At 66.5% G+C, this 18,352-nt stretch carries 17 protein-coding genes; 9 read left to right on the top strand and 8 right to left on the bottom strand.

Going from position 1 to position 18,352, the window contains the following annotated elements; genetic code table 11:
- Positions 1-110 precede the first annotated feature (110 nt).
- Positions 111-353, top strand: a complete 243-nt coding sequence (locus AC1DDA_RS18450; protein ID WP_038363023.1) for a DUF2312 domain-containing protein — start codon at positions 111-113, stop codon at positions 351-353.
- Positions 354-387: 34 nt separating this feature from the next.
- Here AC1DDA_RS18450 and AC1DDA_RS18455 read toward each other — a convergent pair whose 3' ends face one another.
- Positions 388-1,107 carry a ribonuclease activity regulator RraA gene (locus AC1DDA_RS18455; RefSeq protein WP_441511846.1) on the bottom strand — a complete coding sequence of 240 codons (720 nt, stop codon included), beginning with the start codon at positions 1,105-1,107 and terminating at the stop codon, positions 388-390.
- Positions 1,108-1,308: 201 nt separating this feature from the next.
- On the opposite strand from AC1DDA_RS18455, the gene AC1DDA_RS18460 reads away from it, so the two are divergent.
- The 3 genes from AC1DDA_RS18460 to AC1DDA_RS18470 all read left to right on the top strand — a co-directional run bounded on the left by AC1DDA_RS18460 (position 1,309) and on the right by AC1DDA_RS18470 (position 4,987).
- Positions 1,309-1,992 (top strand): FadR/GntR family transcriptional regulator, encoded by a 684-nt coding sequence (locus tag AC1DDA_RS18460; protein ID WP_476796842.1) that lies wholly within the window; start codon positions 1,309-1,311, stop codon positions 1,990-1,992.
- Between the two features lie 258 nt (positions 1,993-2,250).
- A complete protein-coding gene (locus AC1DDA_RS18465) occupies positions 2,251-3,216 on the top strand; it encodes an ABC transporter substrate-binding protein (protein WP_476797096.1) in 966 nt (321 codons plus the stop codon).
- A gap of 34 nt (positions 3,217-3,250) precedes the next feature.
- Entirely contained in the window at positions 3,251-4,987 is a 1,737-nt protein-coding gene (locus tag AC1DDA_RS18470; protein WP_476796843.1) for a cache domain-containing protein, read from the top strand.
- Between the two features lie 6 nt (positions 4,988-4,993).
- On the opposite strand, the gene AC1DDA_RS18475 is transcribed toward AC1DDA_RS18470, so the two are convergent.
- Positions 4,994-5,698: a Crp/Fnr family transcriptional regulator gene (locus AC1DDA_RS18475; RefSeq protein WP_441511843.1), complete on the bottom strand. Its 705-nt coding sequence runs from the start codon at positions 5,696-5,698 to the stop codon at positions 4,994-4,996.
- A 156-nt stretch (positions 5,699-5,854) separates the two neighbouring features.
- Here AC1DDA_RS18475 and AC1DDA_RS18480 point away from each other — a divergent pair, with 156 nt between their 5' ends.
- From AC1DDA_RS18480 to AC1DDA_RS18495, 4 genes are all read left to right on the top strand, one after another.
- On the top strand, positions 5,855-6,103 hold the full coding sequence (locus AC1DDA_RS18480) for a hypothetical protein (protein ID WP_441511842.1): 249 nt from the start codon (positions 5,855-5,857) through the stop codon (positions 6,101-6,103).
- A gap of 250 nt (positions 6,104-6,353) precedes the next feature.
- A complete protein-coding gene (locus AC1DDA_RS18485) occupies positions 6,354-8,108 on the top strand; it encodes an adenylate/guanylate cyclase domain-containing protein (protein ID WP_476796844.1) in 1,755 nt (584 codons plus the stop codon).
- A gap of 50 nt (positions 8,109-8,158) precedes the next feature.
- Positions 8,159-9,163, top strand: a complete 1,005-nt coding sequence (locus AC1DDA_RS18490) for a phosphatase PAP2 family protein (protein WP_476779400.1) — start codon at positions 8,159-8,161, stop codon at positions 9,161-9,163.
- A 10-nt stretch (positions 9,164-9,173) separates the two neighbouring features.
- A complete protein-coding gene (locus AC1DDA_RS18495) occupies positions 9,174-10,169 on the top strand; it encodes a G1 family glutamic endopeptidase (RefSeq protein WP_476796845.1) in 996 nt (331 codons plus the stop codon).
- Between the two features lie 38 nt (positions 10,170-10,207).
- On the opposite strand, the gene AC1DDA_RS18500 is transcribed toward AC1DDA_RS18495, so the two are convergent.
- A complete protein-coding gene (locus tag AC1DDA_RS18500; RefSeq protein ID WP_476796846.1) occupies positions 10,208-11,161 on the bottom strand; it encodes a carbohydrate kinase family protein in 954 nt (317 codons plus the stop codon).
- 397 nt (positions 11,162-11,558) lie between these two features.
- Here AC1DDA_RS18500 and AC1DDA_RS18505 point away from each other — a divergent pair, with 397 nt between their 5' ends.
- Positions 11,559-12,395: an alpha/beta fold hydrolase gene (locus tag AC1DDA_RS18505; protein ID WP_476796847.1), complete on the top strand. Its 837-nt coding sequence runs from the start codon at positions 11,559-11,561 to the stop codon at positions 12,393-12,395.
- 61 nt (positions 12,396-12,456) lie between these two features.
- On the opposite strand, the gene AC1DDA_RS18510 is transcribed toward AC1DDA_RS18505, so the two are convergent.
- The 5 genes from AC1DDA_RS18510 to AC1DDA_RS18530 all read right to left on the bottom strand — a co-directional run bounded on the left by AC1DDA_RS18510 (position 12,457) and on the right by AC1DDA_RS18530 (position 18,306).
- Positions 12,457-14,235, bottom strand: coding sequence for an ABC transporter ATP-binding protein/permease (locus AC1DDA_RS18510; RefSeq protein WP_476796848.1), 1,779 nt, complete (start codon positions 14,233-14,235; stop codon positions 12,457-12,459).
- 504 nt (positions 14,236-14,739) lie between these two features.
- Entirely contained in the window at positions 14,740-15,429 is a 690-nt protein-coding gene (locus AC1DDA_RS18515) for an ankyrin repeat domain-containing protein (RefSeq protein WP_476796849.1), read from the bottom strand.
- A gap of 74 nt (positions 15,430-15,503) precedes the next feature.
- Positions 15,504-15,995, bottom strand: a complete 492-nt coding sequence (locus AC1DDA_RS18520) for a GlcG/HbpS family heme-binding protein (protein WP_476796850.1) — start codon at positions 15,993-15,995, stop codon at positions 15,504-15,506.
- A 155-nt stretch (positions 15,996-16,150) separates the two neighbouring features.
- Positions 16,151-16,756 (bottom strand): response regulator transcription factor, encoded by a 606-nt coding sequence (locus tag AC1DDA_RS18525; RefSeq protein ID WP_476796851.1) that lies wholly within the window; start codon positions 16,754-16,756, stop codon positions 16,151-16,153.
- Positions 16,753-18,306: a sensor histidine kinase gene (locus AC1DDA_RS18530; protein WP_476796852.1), complete on the bottom strand. Its 1,554-nt coding sequence runs from the start codon at positions 18,304-18,306 to the stop codon at positions 16,753-16,755. Before AC1DDA_RS18530 ends, AC1DDA_RS18525 begins: the two co-directional genes overlap by 4 nt.
- Between the last annotated feature and the right edge of the window lie 46 nt (positions 18,307-18,352).

Raw genomic sequence — 18,352 nt, forward strand, 5'->3', positions numbered from 1 at the left:
TGGAATTGCGGCATCACAGCTGTTGAGGGCCGGGCGTTTGCGGCTTGACGCCCTGCCCCAATCCGGGCGAACGCTGCCCGCCGAATTTTCATACCCCGGAAGGATATCAGATGGACGATCCGGTTCAGGGCGATCAGCTCAAGAGCATCGTCGAGCGCATCGAGCGGCTCGAGGAAGAGAAGAAGACGATCGCCGACGACATCAAGGAGGTCTATGCCGAAGCCAAGGGCAACGGCTACGACGTCAAGGTGCTCCGCAAGGTCGTGGCTCTGCGCAAGCGCGACCTCGAGGAGCGCAAGGAGGAAGAGGCGATCCTCGACCTCTATCTGCAGGCGGTCGGCGAGACGGTCTGAGCCGGGTTACGCTTCGGGCTGCAGCGGGAGACTTTCATCGGCTCCTGGCCTTGCGCCACGCGGCGAAGTCGATCCTGGTCTGCTCCTCGGTCGCGGGGTAGAGGCCGAGGATCGAGCGGCCCTTCATCACCTCTTCAGTGACGAAGTCCTCGAAGGCGGTCATCTCGACCGCCTCTTCCGCCACCTCATCGGCGAGATCGGCGGGGATGACCACGACGCCCTCGCCATCGCCGAGGACGACGTCGCCCGGCCAGACGGCGACATCGCCACAGCCGATCGGCACGTTGATATCGACAGCCTGGTGCAGCGTCAGGTTGGTCGGCGCCGCCGGCCGGTTGTGATAGGCCGGGAAGGGCAACTGCGCGATCTCCGGGGAATCGCGGAAACCGCCATCGGTGACGACACCGGCAACGCCCCGCTTCATCAGCCGCGAGACGAGGATGCCGCCCGCGGAAGCCGCGCGCGGATCCTTGCGGCTGTCGATCACCATTACCGCATCGGGCGGACAGTCCTCGACCGCCTTGCGCTGCGGATGCGCCCGGTCCTGGAACACCGAGAGCGGGTTCAGATCCTCGCGCGCCGGGATATAGCGCAGCGTGAAGGCCTCGCCGACCATCGTGCCCGTATCCTGGCTCAACGGCCGGACATCCTGAATGAACTGGTTGCGGAAGCCGCGCTTGAAGAGCGCCGTGCAGACCGTGGCGACGGAGACGGTGCGGAGCTTCTCGCGCGTTTCCGGCTTGAGCTTGGGCATCGGTTCATTCCCGAAGAGATGCGCCGCCCACTCGCGGCATCGACCTGCGAGTCCAAAGCGGTACGGCGCCGGTTGCAGCACACTTCAATGAAACGCCTATAATTTGTAAAATAAGTTGTAAAGTAGCATTCTCGGAATGCAAGCCGACTTTGCGCGGCGACATGCGCTTGACGCGATCAGGACGAACCCACGGCGGAGACAATGAGCACCGGCAAACTCGGCGACCGCGTCTACGAATATATCCTGAGTCAGATCATCACCGGGGAGTTCGCGGTCGCGGCGCGGCTGCCCTCCGAGAGCGAGCTTGCCGAGCGCCTGGCCGTTTCCCGCCCCATCGTGCGCGAAGCTCTGGGCCGGTTGCGCGAGGACGGGGTGGTCGAATCGCGGCGCGGGTCGGGCTCCTATGTCCTGCGTCGGCCGGCGCCCGATGTCCGCAGCTTCGCGCCGATCAGCAGCATCGCCGACATCCAGCGCTGTTTCGTCTTCCGGATCGCCGTCGAGGGGGAAATCGCCGCGCTGGCCGCGAAGATGCGCGACGAAGACGGCCTTCTGAAACTGCGCCATGCCTTCATCGCGCTGGAGATCGTCAGCGAACAGCGCCGGCTCGGCGTCGAGGAAGACATCGCCTTTCACCGCGCCGTTGCCGAAACCACCGGCAACCATTTCTTCGTGACGACGCTCAACGCCCTGCATGAGCAGATCGCCACCGGGATCAATCTGAACCGCAACCTCTCGCTGATCCAGCCACGGCCGCGCCTCCTGAGCGTCCAGCGCGAGCACAAGGCGATCCTCGATGCGATCGAGCTGGGGGACGAGGCCGCCGCGCGCCGGGCCATGCAGCTCCATCTCGAAAACGCGCGCAGGCGCGTTTTCGACGGCAGCTGAACGGGAGATTGGCTCCGGCGGCCCCGCTGCGACGCAGCAATATCCGCCGAACGTCATCTGCCTCTGGGGTCGGAGAAAGCTGCCGGGCCTGGCACGGCTTCCCGGCTTCGGGTGCCCCAACGCGACTATGCCTGTGCCGCGTGACTGCGGTAGTATCCCGCCGCTCAAGATGAATGGACGATGTCGGCAGGAGAGAGTGCCTTGCGCTTCTTGCCCTTCGCTTTGGCGGGTCTCGGCGACCGCATCAACCGGCGCCGGATGCTCGTGCTCGCCGGCGGCGCTGCGGCATGGGCCAGCGCCGCCCGCCCGCAGCAACCCGCAATGCCCTTGCTGGGCTATCTCGGCTCGGAAACCCCGGAGCGTTACGCCAGCCGCCTTGCCGCCTTCCGTGCCGGGCTGGCCGAAACCGGATTTGCCGAGGGGCACAATGTCGCAATCGATTTCCGCTGGGCGGAAGGCCAATATCAGCGCCTGCCGGCGCTCGCGAAAGATCTGGTCGGTCGCCGGGCGAGCGTGATCGTCGCGCCCGGCGGCGCCGAGGTCGCGCTCGCTGCGAAATCGGCAACCACGACCATTCCGGTCGTGTTCGAGCTCGGTGGAGATCCCGTAGCCCTTGGGCTTGTGGACAGCCTCTCCCGGCCGAGCGGCAACCTCACCGGCGTGTCCAGCCTGAGCGTCGAAGTTTCGCGCAAGCGCCTGGAGTTCATGGCGGAGCTGCTGCCGAACGCCAAGCTCTTCGCCATCGCCGTCAACCCGGCCAGCCCGACCTCGAACTCACAATTGGCGAACCTCAACAGTGCCGCAAGCAGCCTGGGGCTCGCCTTGCACCCGCTGACGGCGAGCACGGAACAGGAATTCGGCGCGCTCTTCGCCGGCGCGGCTCAGACCGGCGTGGGCGGGCTCGTCTTCACCTCCGACCCCTATTTCGCCTATCGCAGCCCGCAGCTCGCCGCGCTCGCCGCCGCCCATGGGACGCCTGCGATCACGCAATCCCGCGACTTTCCCGTCGCAGGCGGGCTGATGAGCTATGGCGGCGATTTCGAGCAGTCGCACCGTCACACCGGGATCTATGCCGGCCGTATCCTGAAAGGAATGAAACCTTCGGAGCTGCCGGTCCAGCGCGTCACCAAGGTCGAGATGTTCATCAACCTCAAGGCTGCGAATGCCCTGGGCCTGTCGGTCCCACCTTCGCTTCTGAGCAGCGCCGACTTCGTGATCGAATAACCCCGGCCCGTGAACCGCCGAGCGAGCCAACGCGATGTCCAACAAGCCAGCGGCGCCTCGCATATCGTTATTCTGGAAGTATTTCCTCGCCCTGTTTGCCGCCGTCGTGGTGCCCCTGCTCTTTGCCGGCAGCGTCGAAGCATGGTTCGGCTATCGCGACCAGCGCACCGGGCTGAACAATATGCTCGACGCCGAGGCCAGGGGCGCCGCAGCCAAAATTCAGGATTTCATCGAAGGGATTCGCGATCAGCTCGGATGGGCGGTGCTGCTGCCCTGGCCGGAGAGCGCAGATGAGAAGCGCAGGCTCGACGCCTTTCTCGTGCTACGCCAGGTGCCGGCCATCGAAAGTCTCAGCCTGGTCGACGCAGCCGGCCGGGAAAGGCTGTTCCTGTCTCGCATCGGCCTGAACAGAATCGAGAGCGGCAGAGACCAGTCCGGGGAGCCCGCCGTCGCGGGTGCGCGCTCGCATCGTACCTGGTTCGGCCCCGTCACGTTTCAGCGCGGCTCGGAGCCCTTCATGACCATCGCGGTTGCCGGAAACCGTCCAAGCGCCGGCGTGGCCATGGCCGAAGTCAACCTCAAGCTCATCTGGGACGTGATCTCGGCGATACAGGTGGGGCGTACGGGGGAAGCCTTCGTGCTCGACCGGCCGGGGCGCCTCATTGCCCACCCCGATATCAGCCTGGTCCTGCGCGCCGATGAAGCCGCGACGAAGCCATTGCGGGACCTGCGGGCCTCGATCCTGACCCGCCCGGGGGAAGCGATCGCTGGCCGGGACGTGACGGGAGGCAAGGTGCTCGCTGCGACGGCGCCGATCTCCGGCGTGGACTGGAGCGTCATCGTCAAGCAACCCGTCGTCGAGGCCTTCGGCCCGATCTACGCCGCCCTGTGGCGCACGATCGCCCTGCTCATTGCCGGCGCGGGCCTTGCCGCCATGCTCGCCTACTGGCTCTCCCGACGCATGGTCGAACCCATCATGCTGCTGGAGGAGGGCGTCGGCCGCATTGGCGCCGGACATTTCGAGCACAGGATTCACCTTGAGACGGGCGATGAGTTCGAACGGCTGGCGACCCGTTTCAACGAGATGGCGAGCGAGCTGGCGGTCTCGCAGGAGCGCTCGGAGCGCATCAACCGGCTGAAGCGCTTTCTCGCCCCGCAAGTGGCGGAACTCGTCGAACGGACCGGCGACGATCACTTGCTCGACGGGCGGCGCGTCGACGTGGTCGTCGCCTTCTGCGATCTGCGGGGATTCACCGCCTTCTCGGCGCGTGCCGAGCCCGAGACCGTCATCGGCATGCTCGGAGACTATTATTCCGCCCTGGAAACGGTGGTCGCCACCCACGGGGCCACGCTGACGAACTTCTCCGGCGATGGCGCGATGGTGCTGTTCAATGCGCCCGTGCCCTGTGATGACCCCGCACTGGGCGCTCTGGAAATGGCCAGGGACATGCAAATCGGGGTGCACGAACTGTTGGCCAGCCGGCACAGCCTCGACCATCGCCTCGGATTCGGCGTTGGCCTTGCGATGGGCCCGGCGACCGTCGGCCGGATCGGCTCGGAAGGCCGCCTCGACTACACCGCGATCGGCAATGTCGTGAATCTCGCCTCGCGCCTGTGTTCGATCGCGGATGATTTCGAGGTTCTTTGCGATCGGGCAGCGGCCCAATCGGTAGGTTCGCGCTTGCCTCTTGTCGCACTGGAGGCGCGGGTGCTGAAAGGATACGACCGGCCCGTCGCGATCTATTCCCTCGTGATGGCCGGAAAAGCGTAGAGCCGCTCAGGCGCTGCCGGGGCTCGGCTTGGGCGCCGCGACCTTCGCGAGCCTGCGAAACGCTTCGATATCGAGGATCGTCAGACGTTCGCGCCCGAGCTCGATGACGCCCATCCGCTTCCAGCTCTGAAGCTGGCGGTTCACGGTTTCGCGCGTGATGCCGCTGAGCGATGCCAGTTCGTCCTGCGTCGCATGCACCTCCGTCCCGTAGTCGATCGCGAGCGTGAGGATGCGCCGGGCCAGCCTCATTGCCGCCGGCAGGAAGGTCGTCTCCTCCATGCGCTGCAGGACGTCCCGCAGCCGCGCGCAGAGAAGCTCGATGAATTGCAACGAAAGCGCAGTGTCGGTCGCGAGCAGCTTTAGAAAATCCCGGCGGGGCAGGAAGAACATCTCGGTATTTTCCATCGCGACCGCATCAGCCGTTCGCGAGCGGCCGTCGAGAAGTGCGATTTCCCCGAAGATGTCGCCGCCTCCGAGCAGGTTGACCGTCATCTGCTGCCCCAGATCATTCGTCGTGCCGATGCGGATGAGGCCACGCCGGATGGCATAGAGGCCATCGCCCGGATCGCCTTTCAGGAACAGCACCTCGCGCGCTGCGAGGTGCCGTGGGCGGCAGACGAGTGCGATCTCTTCCAGCGTTCCCGGGAGCAAACCTGCGAAGAACGGGTTCACCGCCAGGAGGCTCACGATACGAAGAGGCCCGTCATTCATCTGGCGCCTCCGACATTCGGTTTTCCGGCGCAGCCTGATCCTGTGTGATCCAGCGCACAGAATCGGCGTGCCGATCGGTAGAGAACTCCGTCGCGACAGGCCGCCACGGCCGCATCCCGCGACCTCGGTGAGAGCCCGACCGAACGGAGCTCAATCGTGCACGACGCTCTGCACCCCTCTCATGCAGTCTCAAGCCTAGCAGTTCCGGCCTCGCTGCGCGACGGCGCGGCAGCAGCATCGCCGACGAGCCCGTCGGCGCGCGCCGCCGCGGGCCTGCTTCGCTGGCTGAACCCAGCCCATATCCTCTGGCGCCACGAGGCGGACCCGGCCCCCCTCGACGAACACACCTTGAGCGACATCGGGCTGTCGCGGATGGAGATGCTCTATACCGCTTCGAAGAAATAGTCGCAGGCGGACAGCCTTGCCAGCCGGCTCCGGCTGCCCCAACAGCAGGAGCTCCAGCCCGGAGACCACATCGCGATCTTTCTGCATTGGCGGACAACCGCCGCGTTTTCGCTTCATGACCCAGACATCGGTCGGGCGACGCTTGCGGTGGACCTCGCACCACTCTCATGCCAGCATCGACAAGGCTTGATCCATCATGGTGAACCCGGCCCCTGCGGGGTCGGTTTCGGGTGTGAGAGCGTCAGCGAAGATGCAACGTCGCCTGGCCGCCATTCTCTCAGCCGACGTGGTCGGCTACATGCGCCTGAGCGAGGCGGCGGAGGAGCCGACGCATCATCGGCTGATGAGCCTGCGCGCCGATCTGATCGATCCTTGCGTGCGCGAGCATGACGGACAGATCGTCAAGAACACCGGCGACGGATTTCTCGCCACGTTCGATAGCGCGTCTACGGCGACCCACTGCGCCCTGTCGCTCCAGCAGGCGCTCGCGGCAGCCACTACTGATCAGCCCATCTCCCTGCGGATCGCATTTCGGATGGGCATCCATCTTGCCGACGTCATTTTTGAGAATGACGATATTTTCGGAGATGGCGTCAATGTCGCCGCCCGGCTGCAATCCTATGCGGAACAAGGTGGCGTCATCGTTTCGGAAGCTGTTTTCGAGCAGCTCGACATGGCGGAGAGGGTGCTCGGCTCCGATATGGGGGAGATCTTCCTGCGCAATCACGAGCGCCCAGTGCGCGTCTTCGCCCTCCGCTCCGAGCCTGGGCCGGTTCCAGCCCGCAAGATCGGCGAAAGCCACGCCGGCGCCGATGCGCGGGCCTCCATCGCCGTTCTGCCGTTCCGCATGAACGGCACCCGATCGCTCAAGGTCTCCATCGCCGATGGCGTCGTGGACTCGATCATCCAGTCGCTGTCGGGGCTCAAGGAACTGTTCGTCATCTCGCGCGGATCGACGCTGGAATTCGGCCGGCAGCGGGCCGACCCGGTCTCTGTGGGGCGCAAGCTCGGCGTCCGCTATGTCATGGACGGCACCGTCTCGCTGTCTCACAGTCGCGTCCGCATCAGCACCGAACTCATCGCCAACGAGAACGGCGCGGTGGTCAGCGCCGATCACTACGACGGCAAGGTCAGCGAGCTGTTCGACCTCCAGGACCGCATCGCGCTGAAGCTCGTCAGAACCGTGGCGCCCCATGTCCGGGAGCGCGAGCTGCGGCGCGCCTTGCGTCAGCACCCGCAGAACATGACCGCCTACGACCTGCTGCTCCAGGCGCTCGACCTGCTCTACAAGATGGACGCCGACAGCTTTGCCCGGGCGCGCGGTCTGCTGCAGCAGGCGATCGCGCTCGACCCGTCCTACGCTCCCCCCTTCACCTACACCGCGCTGTGGCATGTCTTCCGCGTCGGCGAACTCGGCTCGCCCGATCCCGATGGCGACGCGCAGGCGGCGGTCGACCGGGCGCGGGCCGCCATCGAGCGCGACGGCAACGACCCGCTCGCACTTGCGATCTACGGGCACGTCCAGGCCTTCTTCCTGCGCGATGCCGTTACGGCGCAACGCTTTCTCGACCAGGCGATCGAGGCCGGGCCAAGCGTGGCGATGGCCTGGACGATGAGCAGCGCCGCGCGCGGCTTCGTCGGCGACGGCTCGCTGGCGGTCCAGCACGGCGAGACCGGGCAGCGCCTCGCCCCCGCAGATCCCTATCGCTTCTGGCACGAGGGCATCCTGGCCCAGGCGCACTATATCAACCGCGACTATGATCAGGCGGTCGGCTGGGCGCGCAGTGCTGTTGCGCATAATCCTTCAATCCGCTTTACTTTGCGTACGCTTGCCGCCAGCCTGATCGCAGCAGGACGACACCGGGAGGCAGCGAGCGCCGCCGATCGCCTTCTCTTGCTCCAGCCCGATTTTAGACTGACGCCTTACGCGCCGCGCTGCCCGTTCGCTCCACCTATTCTGGAGACGTGGATCGGGCACTTACGGAAGGCAGGACTGCCTGACTGAGCCGAAGCCTAACGAGTTTGCCGCAACAGCAACCGTGCAGGGTTCATGCGATGACCGGCAATACAGGCAATACCGGCAACACCGGCAATACCGGCAATACCGGAAACTCCGGCATCAGCGGCGACGACGGAAACTGGTTCGTACCCGACCGGGCCGATTTTCCGTTCTCGATGGAGTCGACCACGGCGGCTGGTGGACGGATCCGGGATCTGCAGAAATCGGTGCATATCCGCCTCGACCCGGCATCTGGGCCTTACAAGAAGATCCTTTTCATGAACGCTGCCGTCGGCGGCGAACCGGCGACATTTGCGGACCGCCATTGGGCGGCGCGCTGGTATGCCTTCCGGGGGCTGACGGAGTTCGCCGCGACGAACTGGAACACCAACCAGTTGAACGACACGCTGGCGGACATCCTGATCGGCCTTAACGGCAAGGAGGGGGCTGAAACCAGGCAGGCGCGCGAGATCAAGAACCTGCTTGCCGCCGCGCGCGACGAGCGCGCGTCGGCCCTGGGCGAAATACTCGTGCAGGATGGCGAGTTCATCTCCACCTTCATGGCGGCGCTGGCGATGACGCCGGCCTCCCATCCGCAGACCTTCCGGGTCCTGCACATCGCCAGCCTGGTCGCGTCTTTCAGTGCCCTCTACTACAAGCAGGTCTTCCAGCGCCCGCGCCCATCCTGGGAATGCCCCGCGCTGATGCCGCCGATCCCCGTACCCGGCCATTCATCCTATCCCAGCGGCCATGCCACCCAGGCGCATCTCATGGCAGCCTGCATGGCGCACATGCTGAAGATCGTGACTCCGGCACTGCCCCAGGCTGACCGGACAGCCCTGACGGAAACGCTCATGGCGCTCGCACGGCGTGTGGCGCGCAACCGCGAGATCGCCGGACTGCATTTTCCAAGCGATTCCGAAGCCGGCGCCGCAATCGCCTCCGCGGCCTTCGCGAAACTGTCGGAGCACAGCGACACCGGGCAGAGCGCGGATCATTACACGCTCAAAACATTCGGCGAGACCGTGACGAAGGCCGCCGCCGAATGGAAACCAGAGTGAGGAGGCGGCAATGGCCGACCCGCCTAACGGCGCCATCGCGCCCTATCCTTTGCCACCGGAGACCTTCGATCCCGCGGATGCGAGCGACAGGGAATTGCGGCGCTATGGCCTGCCGACCCCTGCGGAATTCAGGGCCAATCCGGCGGCGGCAGCATTTCGCCGGGCCTTCCTGCGCCGGCGCCCCAACGCTCCGCCCTTGCGGTTTCTCAGCGCGTCCAAGGCCGCCAACGTGGCCCCGCGGCTGCAAATTCTGCGCTTTGCCGCTCAAGCCGCCAGGCCGGTGCAGAAGAGCATGAACTGGTCCGGCGGCTATGTGACACCCCGTGACGGCCGCAGCTTCGTCTCCGTGATGGCGAACTGGACTGTGCCCGAGGTCTCCGCACCGCCCGGCGGAACCGCCCCGGAATACCAGAGCTCGACCTGGATCGGGCTCGACGGGCAGAGGCTCTATGCGGATTCCTCTCTCCCTCAGATCGGCACGCGGCAGCGCTGGCTCACGGAACCTGTCCCTCATGCCGAGTATTCGAGCTGGTTCCAATGGTGGGCGCGGGGGCAGGATCTCCCGATTCAGGAGCTCGCACTGCCCGTCGATCCCCGTGACAAGATCAGCGCGATCATCACGGTGCGCGACGAGAGGACAGTGCGCTGTAATCTGAAGAACGTCAGCAAGGGCATCATCCTGCAGGCCTTCAACGCCTCGGTGCCAGCGGGCCTGCGCATCAGCGGCGCCACCGCCGAGTGGATCATGGAACGGCCAAGTCCGATGGGGTCGGATGGGTGGGAGCCCTATGCCTTTCCCATTTACCGGTCCTTCGCCTTCACCGGTTGCGTGGCCGAATCTGCCGAGCCGGAGAGGCCCGACCTGTGGCAGCACGACCTCGAAAGCGCGCGGCTGATCCGGATGTCCGAAATCCATCGGAATCCGACGAGCGTCCGAACCATCTCGACCGCCAGTCGCGTCCTGGGACCGCCGCAGCGCCTCGAACTGAGCCGCGTCGTGCCCTGAGCGGGAATGGCGCTCGCCTGCGCGGCCGACGATGGCAGCTACGCCGGCGTCGACAGCAACGCCTCCACCTCCGCGGCGGTCGGCAAGACCGCGCCCCGGCGTGCGACCGAGAGCGCCGCCGCGGCGCTGGCATAGACCAGCAATTCGCGAACGGACGCGATATCGAGCTCGGCCAACCCCGACGGGTGCAATCGGCCGGTTTGGGCGAGCCGCGCCAGCAGCGCCGCATGGAAGGCATCCCCGGCACCAACCGTATCGCAAACCGCGACAGGCCGCCCGGGCACCGAGATCCGCCCGGCAGACGAGAAGGCCGTCGCGCCTCGCTCCCCCTCGGTGATGACCACCAGTTGCGCCCCGAGATCGAGCCAATAGGCGGCGGCCTCAGTGATCGTGACTTGCCCGTCCCAGCCGATCCGCACATCTTCCTCGCTGGCCTTGATCAGGTTCGCGGCGCGGTAGAAGCGCTCGGCCGCCATATGCCAGCCCGCCAGCCCGCCGAGCGCCGTCGGTCGCAAATTGGGGTCGACGCTGATGAACCGCCTGCCCTTCTCGCGCTCGGCCAGCGCGGCGAGGCTCGGCCCCACCGGCTCGGCCGCCATGGTGAAGGACCCGAAAGCCAGCGCCTCGACGGTGCCGGGCAGTTCGGAGGGCAGATCGGATGGCAGCAGAGAGCGGTCCGCGGCGCCCTCGCCATGGAAGCTGTAGCGGGGTTGGCCATTGCCGTCGGTGGCGATGACGGAGAGCGTGCTGAGCCGGTCCGTCCGTACCAGATAGGCGCAATCGACCCCTTCCCGGGCCAGCATCTCGGCCAGCAGCGAGCCGAACGCATCGCGCGAAACGCCTCCGAGAAACCCCGCTTCGATGCCGAGCCGGGCGAGGCCGATCGCGACATTGAACGGCGAACCACCGGGAACCGCTCGCGCCGGCATCTCGCCGCGATCCGGCGCACCGACGAACAGGTCGATCAGCGCCTCGCCACAGACCAGAATCATGATGTCTCCTCAAACGCGACCTGCCGCAATCTACAGCACCTTCAAGGGCGGGAAGCAGAAAGTCGACGCCATCAGCCAGACGGCACTTTCGTCTCTCTTGACGACCGCCCCCGATTGCGGCGCTGATGATCGGGTCATTCGCACACGCCTTCACGCGCTGCGCCGGAACCCCGCGGGGGGCATGGCACAGCCAGCTTTGACGCATCTCTGCCAAGTCGAGACGATAAACCACAAAAAGCCGGGCAGTCGGACAAGACGGCCCCAAAATGCCGTTGCAGAGTGCAGCCTGCCGTGCGCTGCCTTCCGGTGGCGGGCATCGCGACGAAATTTCGACGGAACCGATGGATTTGGCGCCGTCGCCGCAAAGACCATGTTTGGCACACCGAAGGAGACTGACATGCCATTCGTCACAACCAAGGACGGGGTCGAAATCTTCTATAAGGATTGGGGACCGAAAGACGCCCAGGTCATCATGTTCCACCATGGCTGGCCGCTCTCCTCGGATGATTGGGACGGGCAGATGCTCTTCTTCCTGTCGAAGGGCTATCGCGTCGTCGCCCATGACCGCCGCGGCCATGGCCGCTCCGCCCAGGTCTGGGACGGGCACGACATGGATCATTATGCAGCGGATGCCTCGGCGGTCGCGCAGCACCTCGATCTCAGGAACGCGGTCCATATCGGCCACTCCACCGGCGGCGGCGAGGTTGCTCGCTATGTCGCCAGGCATGGCGAGCCGCAGGGCCGCGTCGCCAAGGCGGTGCTGGTCAGCGCCGTGCCGCCTTTGATGGTCAAGACCGACAAGAACCCGGGCGGCCTGCCCATCGAGGTCTTCGACAGCTTCCGCAAGGCGCTCGCCGACAACCGGGCGCAATTCTTCCTCGACGTCCCGACAGGCCCCTTCTACGGCTTCAATCGGCCGGGTGCGAAGATCGACCAGGGCGTCATCCGGAACTGGTGGCGGCAGGGCATGGAGGGCGGTGCCAAGGCCCATTACGACGGCATCAAGGCCTTCTCCGAGACCGATCAGACGGAAGATCTCGAGGCGATCGGCGTGCCCACCCTCGTCCTGCATGGCGAGGACGACCAGATCGTGCCGATCGGCGCCGCCGCGCGCGAGTCGATCAAGCACCTGAAGAACGGCAAGCTGAAGACCTATCCAGGCTTCGGCCACGGCATGCTCACCGTGAATGCCGACGAGCTCAACGCCGACCTGCTCGCCTTCGTGCAAAGCTGACATCGCCCCCTGCGGCTGGCCAATCCCGGCCGCAGGCTCGGAAGCGCAAGCCTCGCCCACCTCAGTCTGCAGTATCTTCATTGGCCTCCCGGCGCCCCCGGAAAAGGCGCCACAGCGACCGCCCGATCGGCTTGGACGTAAGATGGGCTCCGGCCGGGCGGCGTTCGAGCGTGATCTTCTGCTCGTGATAGTCTTCGAGCCCCGGGCGGTGTCCGACGCTGATGAGCGTCGCGTCGGCCAGTTCGCTGTCGAACAGCCCCAGCAGCGCTTCCTGGCTCGCCTCGTCGAGCGCGGACGTCGCCTCATCCATCACGATGATGTCCGGCTTCTGGATCAGCAGGCGTGCGAAGGCGACCCGCTGGCGCTCTCCTCCGGAGAGAATGCGGTCCCAATCATCCTCCGCGTCGAGCCTCCTGGACAGATAGCCCAGGCCACAGCGCTGCAGCGCTCCGATCATCGTCTCCTCGTCGACCGGCCGCTCCGAAGCCGGGTAGAGCAGGATCGAACGCAGCGTTCCCCGCGGCAGATACGGCTTTTGGGGAACGAAAGCGATCGATTGCCCCGCGGGCACGCGGATCGAGCCTGATCCCCAGGGCCAGAGCCCGGCCAATGCCCGGATGAGCGTGCTCTTGCCGGAGCCGCTCTCCCCTGCAATCAGAACCTTCGCACCGCGCTCGATGGCAACAGTCGCATCCGCGACGACGACGCGGCCATTGCTGTGCGCGAGCGACAAATTCTGGATATGGATCGCCTCGTCCTCGCTCTCCCCGAGTTCGATCCGCGTATCCGCCTCCATGATCGTGCCGATATCGAGCGCCTGCAGTTCCTCGACCAGCTCGTCGACGCGCCTCACGGAGGCGAACCACTCCGCCAGCCTGACGAAGTTGTCGACGAACCAGATCAGCGCGGCCTGCACGGCGCTGAAGGCGGCCACGACCTGCACCACCGCGCCGAGGGTGACACCGCCGGCCAGATACTTGGGCGCGATAAGCAGGAGCGGCACGATCGGGAACAAGGCCCCGTTCGTATTCAGGACCAGCGCGATGATGCCTTGCTGGCGGATGATCCGGAGCCAGGCGGCAACGACGCGTCCGTAATCCTCCCCCACCGCGCTGAGTTCATCGGCATCGCCGCGGATGAGTGCGATACTCTCGGCGTTCTCGCGCAGCCGCGTCATCTCGGCCCTGAACTGGGCTTCCATCTCGTTCTTGTGCGAGACGAGGCCCACCAGCGGCCGCCCGGTCAGATAGGCTGCGAGCGACGCGATGGCGGCGTAGAGCACTGCGGCGACGGCCATATAGCTCGGGATGACGATCGTGACGGTTCCCAGCGTCACCTCGGCCGAGCCCGCAACCTGCCAGAGGATCGCTGCGAAGGTCGCCGCCGTGATGAAGGCGCTGATCAGCCCGATCGCCAGCTCGACCAGTGGCTCGATCGCGAGGCGGGCATCCTCTGCGATTCGATACTCGGGTGCGGTCAGCCTCTTGGTCAGGAAGCCGAGGCGATAATAGCGCTGGTCCGCGATCCACCAGCCCGCGACGCGCCGGGTTAGGTTCTCGCGCCAGCGCGTCTGCAGCAGCATGCGGCAGACCACCAGTCCCGACACGGAAAGCGCCGTGGCCACGACCAGAGGGGGCAGCCACCCAGTTGCCGCCCATACGCCCGTGACGTCCCGCTTCTCGAGCGCGTCGAAGAACAGGCGGTTCCATTTGTTGATGCCGACTGCGCTCGCCGTTTGCGCGGCAACGAAGAACAATACCGCGGCCGTCAGCCCCCAGGCCCGCCAGCGCGTATCCTGGTCGCGCCAGTAGCGCAGGGCCACCCGAAAGAACTGGCGCATGCGTGAACGTTGAGGGACAGGCGGAGCATCGGTCATCTGCTGTCCCGCCACGCGGAAAATCTGGCGCACAATTCTGGGCCGCAGGGTTGGCCAGCGTGCCGCTCAAGCCCAATGCGCAAAGGGCTCATCCTTGCAGCGGCGAAGGCGAGTTCCGCTCGGCATCAGGAAACCCTCGTTATCGACACGCACGAGGGATGTTCCGTCGAGAAGGGTGAACCGCGCGATTCCGTCGGTGTCGGACCACACCGCGACGACATATCTGTTCCCGTCGGTATCCTGGCATCGTTCATATCGCGCCGGATTCATGCGGACATCCGAACGGCGCAATTCCATCGCTCTCGAGGGCATGTCTCACCTCTCCCACTGCCTGCTTCAACGGGAAGCCGCAGGCGGGGTTCCATCCTGGCGCGTCGGATTGCCGGTCGGTCTGGGAAACGAGAATGAGCATTGGCGGCCGCCAAACCCTGCGCTGGAGCGCAATTGAGGCCTTCGAGCGGCGCGTATTCAGCGCCTCTGCGCGCTTTCCAGCAGCGCCGCCATCGCCCGATCGCCGCGCGCCCGGGCGTGCTGCAGCGGCGTGATGCCCTGCCCGTCCGCGATAGTACGATCCGCGCCCGCGGCAAGCAGAGCGCGTGCCGTCTCGACGTGACGGGGGCCGCCATCGCCCAGCACTACCGCCTCCATCAGGGCGGTCCAGCCGAGATTGTTGACATGGTCGAGCGGCGCCCCGGCCTTGATCAGTTCGCGGACCACCTCGTCATGGCCGAGATGTGCGGCCGCGATCAGCGCCGTGCCGCCATAGCGGCTCGTGATCAGCTTGGCCGAAGCGCCGGATGCCAGCAGCGCCTTGACCATCGGCACGTCGTCACGCACCGCCGCGATCGTCAGCGCATCGTAACGCTGCTCGTCGAGCGGTCCCGGCTTGGCACCGACGGCGATCAGGAGACGCGAAGCCTCGGCCCGCCCCTGGAATGCCGCGACATGCAGAGGCGTGCGGCCATTGCCGTCGCGCGCATCGAGGTCACCCCCCGCCGCGGTCAGCCGGCGGATGGTCGTGGCATCGCCCGCCGCAGCCGCCGCATGCAAGCCGCGATAGGCGGCAAGTTCGGCCGGGCTCGGCGGCGTCTGCGCCGTCGCTTCACCGGACCCGATGGCGGCCAGAAGCGCCAGCGCGCCCAGCAACATCCTCGACATGGCAACGTTCCCCGGTGGCGGGCAGGCGGCCGGCGCAGCGGCCACCTGCTTCACAATGACGGCAATCGGCCAATTCAGCGCAGCTTCGCCTGCACCTTCTCGATCCCGGCCTTGGCGCAATCCTCGTCCAGATTGGCGCCCGGGGCGCCGCCGACGCCGACCGCGCCGATCACGTCGTCATCGACCTTGACCGGGACACCGCCGCCGAGCAGCAGGAAGCCCTCGATCGAGGCGACATGGCGCGCCGCCCGGTTCTTCTCCGCGCCCTCGGCCATCGCCAGGGTGCCATTGCCAGCGGAAGCCGAGGTGTAGGCCTTGTCGCGGCTGGCAGCGACGGTGTGCGGACCGGCCCGGTCGGCGCGCAGCATGGCAAGAGGCACTCYGGCCCGGTCGACCACCGTGGCGGCGATGTAGAAGTTCTTGGTGGCGCAGGCCTCGACGGCGGCCTGCGCGATCTCCTGCGCGATGGCGAGCGGCATGTTGCGCTGCTGCAAAACCTGGGCGCCGGCGACGGCCGGCACGAGAGCGAGGGTGGCAGCAGCGGCGGCGAAAGCGGTCTTGAACATGGTCTCTCCGATGCGGGGCGTGGCGAGCCCTGAGCTCGACGGGGCCACGCTACCGAACCGCGAAGCGAAAAAGATCGGTACGGCGCCGGAGACCTCTCAGTAATCCTACGGAGCAAGGCGGCAATGACAGCCGCGAGAGCGAAGCTGTCGGAGCCCTACCCTTCGAGGGCGATACGAACCATCTCCGCAACCGAGCCGGCGCCGAGCTTCTCGGCAATATTGGCGCGATGGGTCTCGACCGTGCGCGGCGAGACGGCGAGCACGCGAGCGATTTCCTTGGTCGAAAGCCCTTCGGCGATGAGATCGAGGATCTCCCGCTCGCGCTGTGTCAGCCTGGCCAGCTGTGCTTCCCGGCCGGCGCGCGCGGCGTGAACCCTGCTGCGTTCGTCGAGCTGCGCGAAACCCGCCTCGATCGCCTCGAGCAGCACCTGCTCGTCGATCGGCTTTGTCAGGAAGTCGACGGCGCCGGCCTTGAAAGCGCGGCGACAGGCCGCGACATCGCCATGGCCGGTGACGATGACAATCGGCATGCGCTCGGCTTCGCTCGCCATGCGCTCCAGAAGTTGCAGGCCGGATGTCCCGGGCATGCGGATATCGGCGACGATGCAGCCATCCTGCCGCAGGTTCGGGCGCTCCAGGAAGGCCTGGACGCCGGCGAAGGGCTGCACCGCGAAGCCCATGGTCCGCAGCAGCAGCGTGAGCGCATCGCGGACATCGTCATCGTCGTCGATCAGATAGACCGTACGGGCGGCGGGCTTCATTCAGCCGCGATCCGCTGTTCCAGGGCTAGGTGCGGCAAGCGAACCGTGAACACGGCGCCCCGGCCGGCCTCGCTGCGCGCAGCGATGTGCCCGCCGGCCGACTGGACCAAACGCTCGCAGAGCGGCAGCCCGAGCCCCATGCCGCCGCTCTTGGTGGTGAAGAACGGCTCAAACAGCCGTGCCAGATCGGCCTCCGCGATGCCCGGGCCGGTATCGCTCACGGCGATCTCGACATCGCCTCCAACGAGCCGGGTCGTGAGTGTGATCTCGCGTCGCCCTCCGCTCTCGCCCGCTATCGCCTCCGCCGCGTTGCGGACGAGATTGTGAACCACCTGCTCGATCGCGACCCGATCGACCCGCGCCGGCAGCGGCGAGGGGCCGAGTTCAAGGTTGAGGCCGATCCCGCGCTCCTGCAGGTCGCGCTGCGTCAGGGCAACGACATTGCGGACGATGCAGTTGAGGTCGTTCGGTTGGGGCTGCGGCTCGCGGCGCGTCACATAGGCCCGCAGCCGCTCCAGGATTTCGCCGGCCCTCAAGGCGTGCCGCACATTCGCATCGAGCACGCCGATCAGCGCGTCCGGTTGCCCCGCCGCGGAGCGCATGAGCCGCAGGCCGGCCTGGCTCTGGCTGAGGATAGCCGTCAGCGGCTGCGTGATCTCATGAGCGATGCCGGACGCCATCTCGCCGACCGTGTTCACCCGCATCGCATGGGCGAGTCGCGCATCCTGCTGATGCAGGCGCATCGCCTCGCGCGCCCGCTGGCTGGCGCGCTTTTCGCGCAGAACCGCGAGCAGCAGCAGCACCGCAAGCGCGGAGGCCAGCGGCCAGCCGATCAGCAGGATCGGCGGCAGGATCTCGGCGACGGAAGGCCGCCGCTCCAGGGTCAGGACGAGCGGCTGGGAGCGGCTTCCCAACGCCCGTTCATAGGTGAGTTTCGGCAGGCCCATGCCGGGCGGACGTTCCCGTCCTTGGCTGACGATCCTGGCTCCGGAGCTATCCCGCAGCGCCAGCACGGTCTCCTCAGGCAAGCCGCCTTCCGGTTCGGCCATGCGTGTGGCGTCGATGACGAGCACCAGCGCCCGCGGCTCCGAGCCGTTGTCCGGGATGCGCTTGACGAGCGCATAGAAAGGCTTCCCTCCCCGGCTGGGCAGCGTCCCGGCGTGGCCCGGCGCAAGCTCCCTGATGCGCGCCGCAAGCGCGAGCGGATCGAAGTCCTTGAGATTCTCCGCAGCTTTCCCCTCGAGCCCGTCAGGGGGAGCTCCTGATCCTGCCAGCTCGACCGCCGCGATCCGCGGATAGAAGCGCTGCATCGCTTCCACGACGGCGCGCCACGTGGCGGAATCCGCGGTCGAACTCGCCAGCACCGCCGCGAGGCTGGTGAGATGCGCGTCATGCTGCTCGGCGCGCTGCGAGAGGACGCGATGCAGCGTCGCTCCCTCGCGGTGGAGCGCGTCGCTTGCCCGTGTGAATTCGATCGCGGCCTCCAGCCCGAGGCCGATGAGCGCAAGCGGAACCCACAGCAGCAGGAATGTGGCCAGTCGGGACTTCAAGGGCGCAATCCGGTTCGCGCCCAGCCTATCGCGCCGGCCTCGTGCC

The sequence above is a fragment of the Allobosea sp. 10N428 genome, from assembly GCF_056394545.1.

Excerpts from the sequence above, each read along its gene's own strand:
- AC1DDA_RS18450 (WP_038363023.1), top strand. The coding sequence starts at position 111 with ATGGACGATCCGGTTCAGGGCGATCAGCTCAAGAGCATCGTCGAGCGC.
- AC1DDA_RS18455 (WP_441511846.1), bottom strand. The coding sequence starts at position 1,107 with ATGCCCAAGCTCAAGCCGGAAACGCGCGAGAAGCTCCGCACCGTCTCC.
- AC1DDA_RS18460 (WP_476796842.1), top strand. The coding sequence starts at position 1,309 with ATGAGCACCGGCAAACTCGGCGACCGCGTCTACGAATATATCCTGAGT.
- AC1DDA_RS18465 (WP_476797096.1), top strand. The coding sequence starts at position 2,251 with ATGCTCGTGCTCGCCGGCGGCGCTGCGGCATGGGCCAGCGCCGCCCGC.
- AC1DDA_RS18470 (WP_476796843.1), top strand. The coding sequence starts at position 3,251 with ATGTCCAACAAGCCAGCGGCGCCTCGCATATCGTTATTCTGGAAGTAT.
- AC1DDA_RS18475 (WP_441511843.1), bottom strand. The coding sequence starts at position 5,698 with ATGAATGACGGGCCTCTTCGTATCGTGAGCCTCCTGGCGGTGAACCCG.
- AC1DDA_RS18485 (WP_476796844.1), top strand. The coding sequence starts at position 6,354 with ATGCAACGTCGCCTGGCCGCCATTCTCTCAGCCGACGTGGTCGGCTAC.
- AC1DDA_RS18490 (WP_476779400.1), top strand. The coding sequence starts at position 8,159 with ATGACCGGCAATACAGGCAATACCGGCAACACCGGCAATACCGGCAAT.
- AC1DDA_RS18495 (WP_476796845.1), top strand. The coding sequence starts at position 9,174 with ATGGCCGACCCGCCTAACGGCGCCATCGCGCCCTATCCTTTGCCACCG.
- AC1DDA_RS18500 (WP_476796846.1), bottom strand. The coding sequence starts at position 11,161 with ATGATTCTGGTCTGTGGCGAGGCGCTGATCGACCTGTTCGTCGGTGCG.
- AC1DDA_RS18505 (WP_476796847.1), top strand. The coding sequence starts at position 11,559 with ATGCCATTCGTCACAACCAAGGACGGGGTCGAAATCTTCTATAAGGAT.
- AC1DDA_RS18510 (WP_476796848.1), bottom strand. The coding sequence starts at position 14,235 with ATGCGCCAGTTCTTTCGGGTGGCCCTGCGCTACTGGCGCGACCAGGAT.
- AC1DDA_RS18515 (WP_476796849.1), bottom strand. The coding sequence starts at position 15,429 with ATGTCGAGGATGTTGCTGGGCGCGCTGGCGCTTCTGGCCGCCATCGGG.
- AC1DDA_RS18525 (WP_476796851.1), bottom strand. The coding sequence starts at position 16,756 with ATGAAGCCCGCCGCCCGTACGGTCTATCTGATCGACGACGATGACGAT.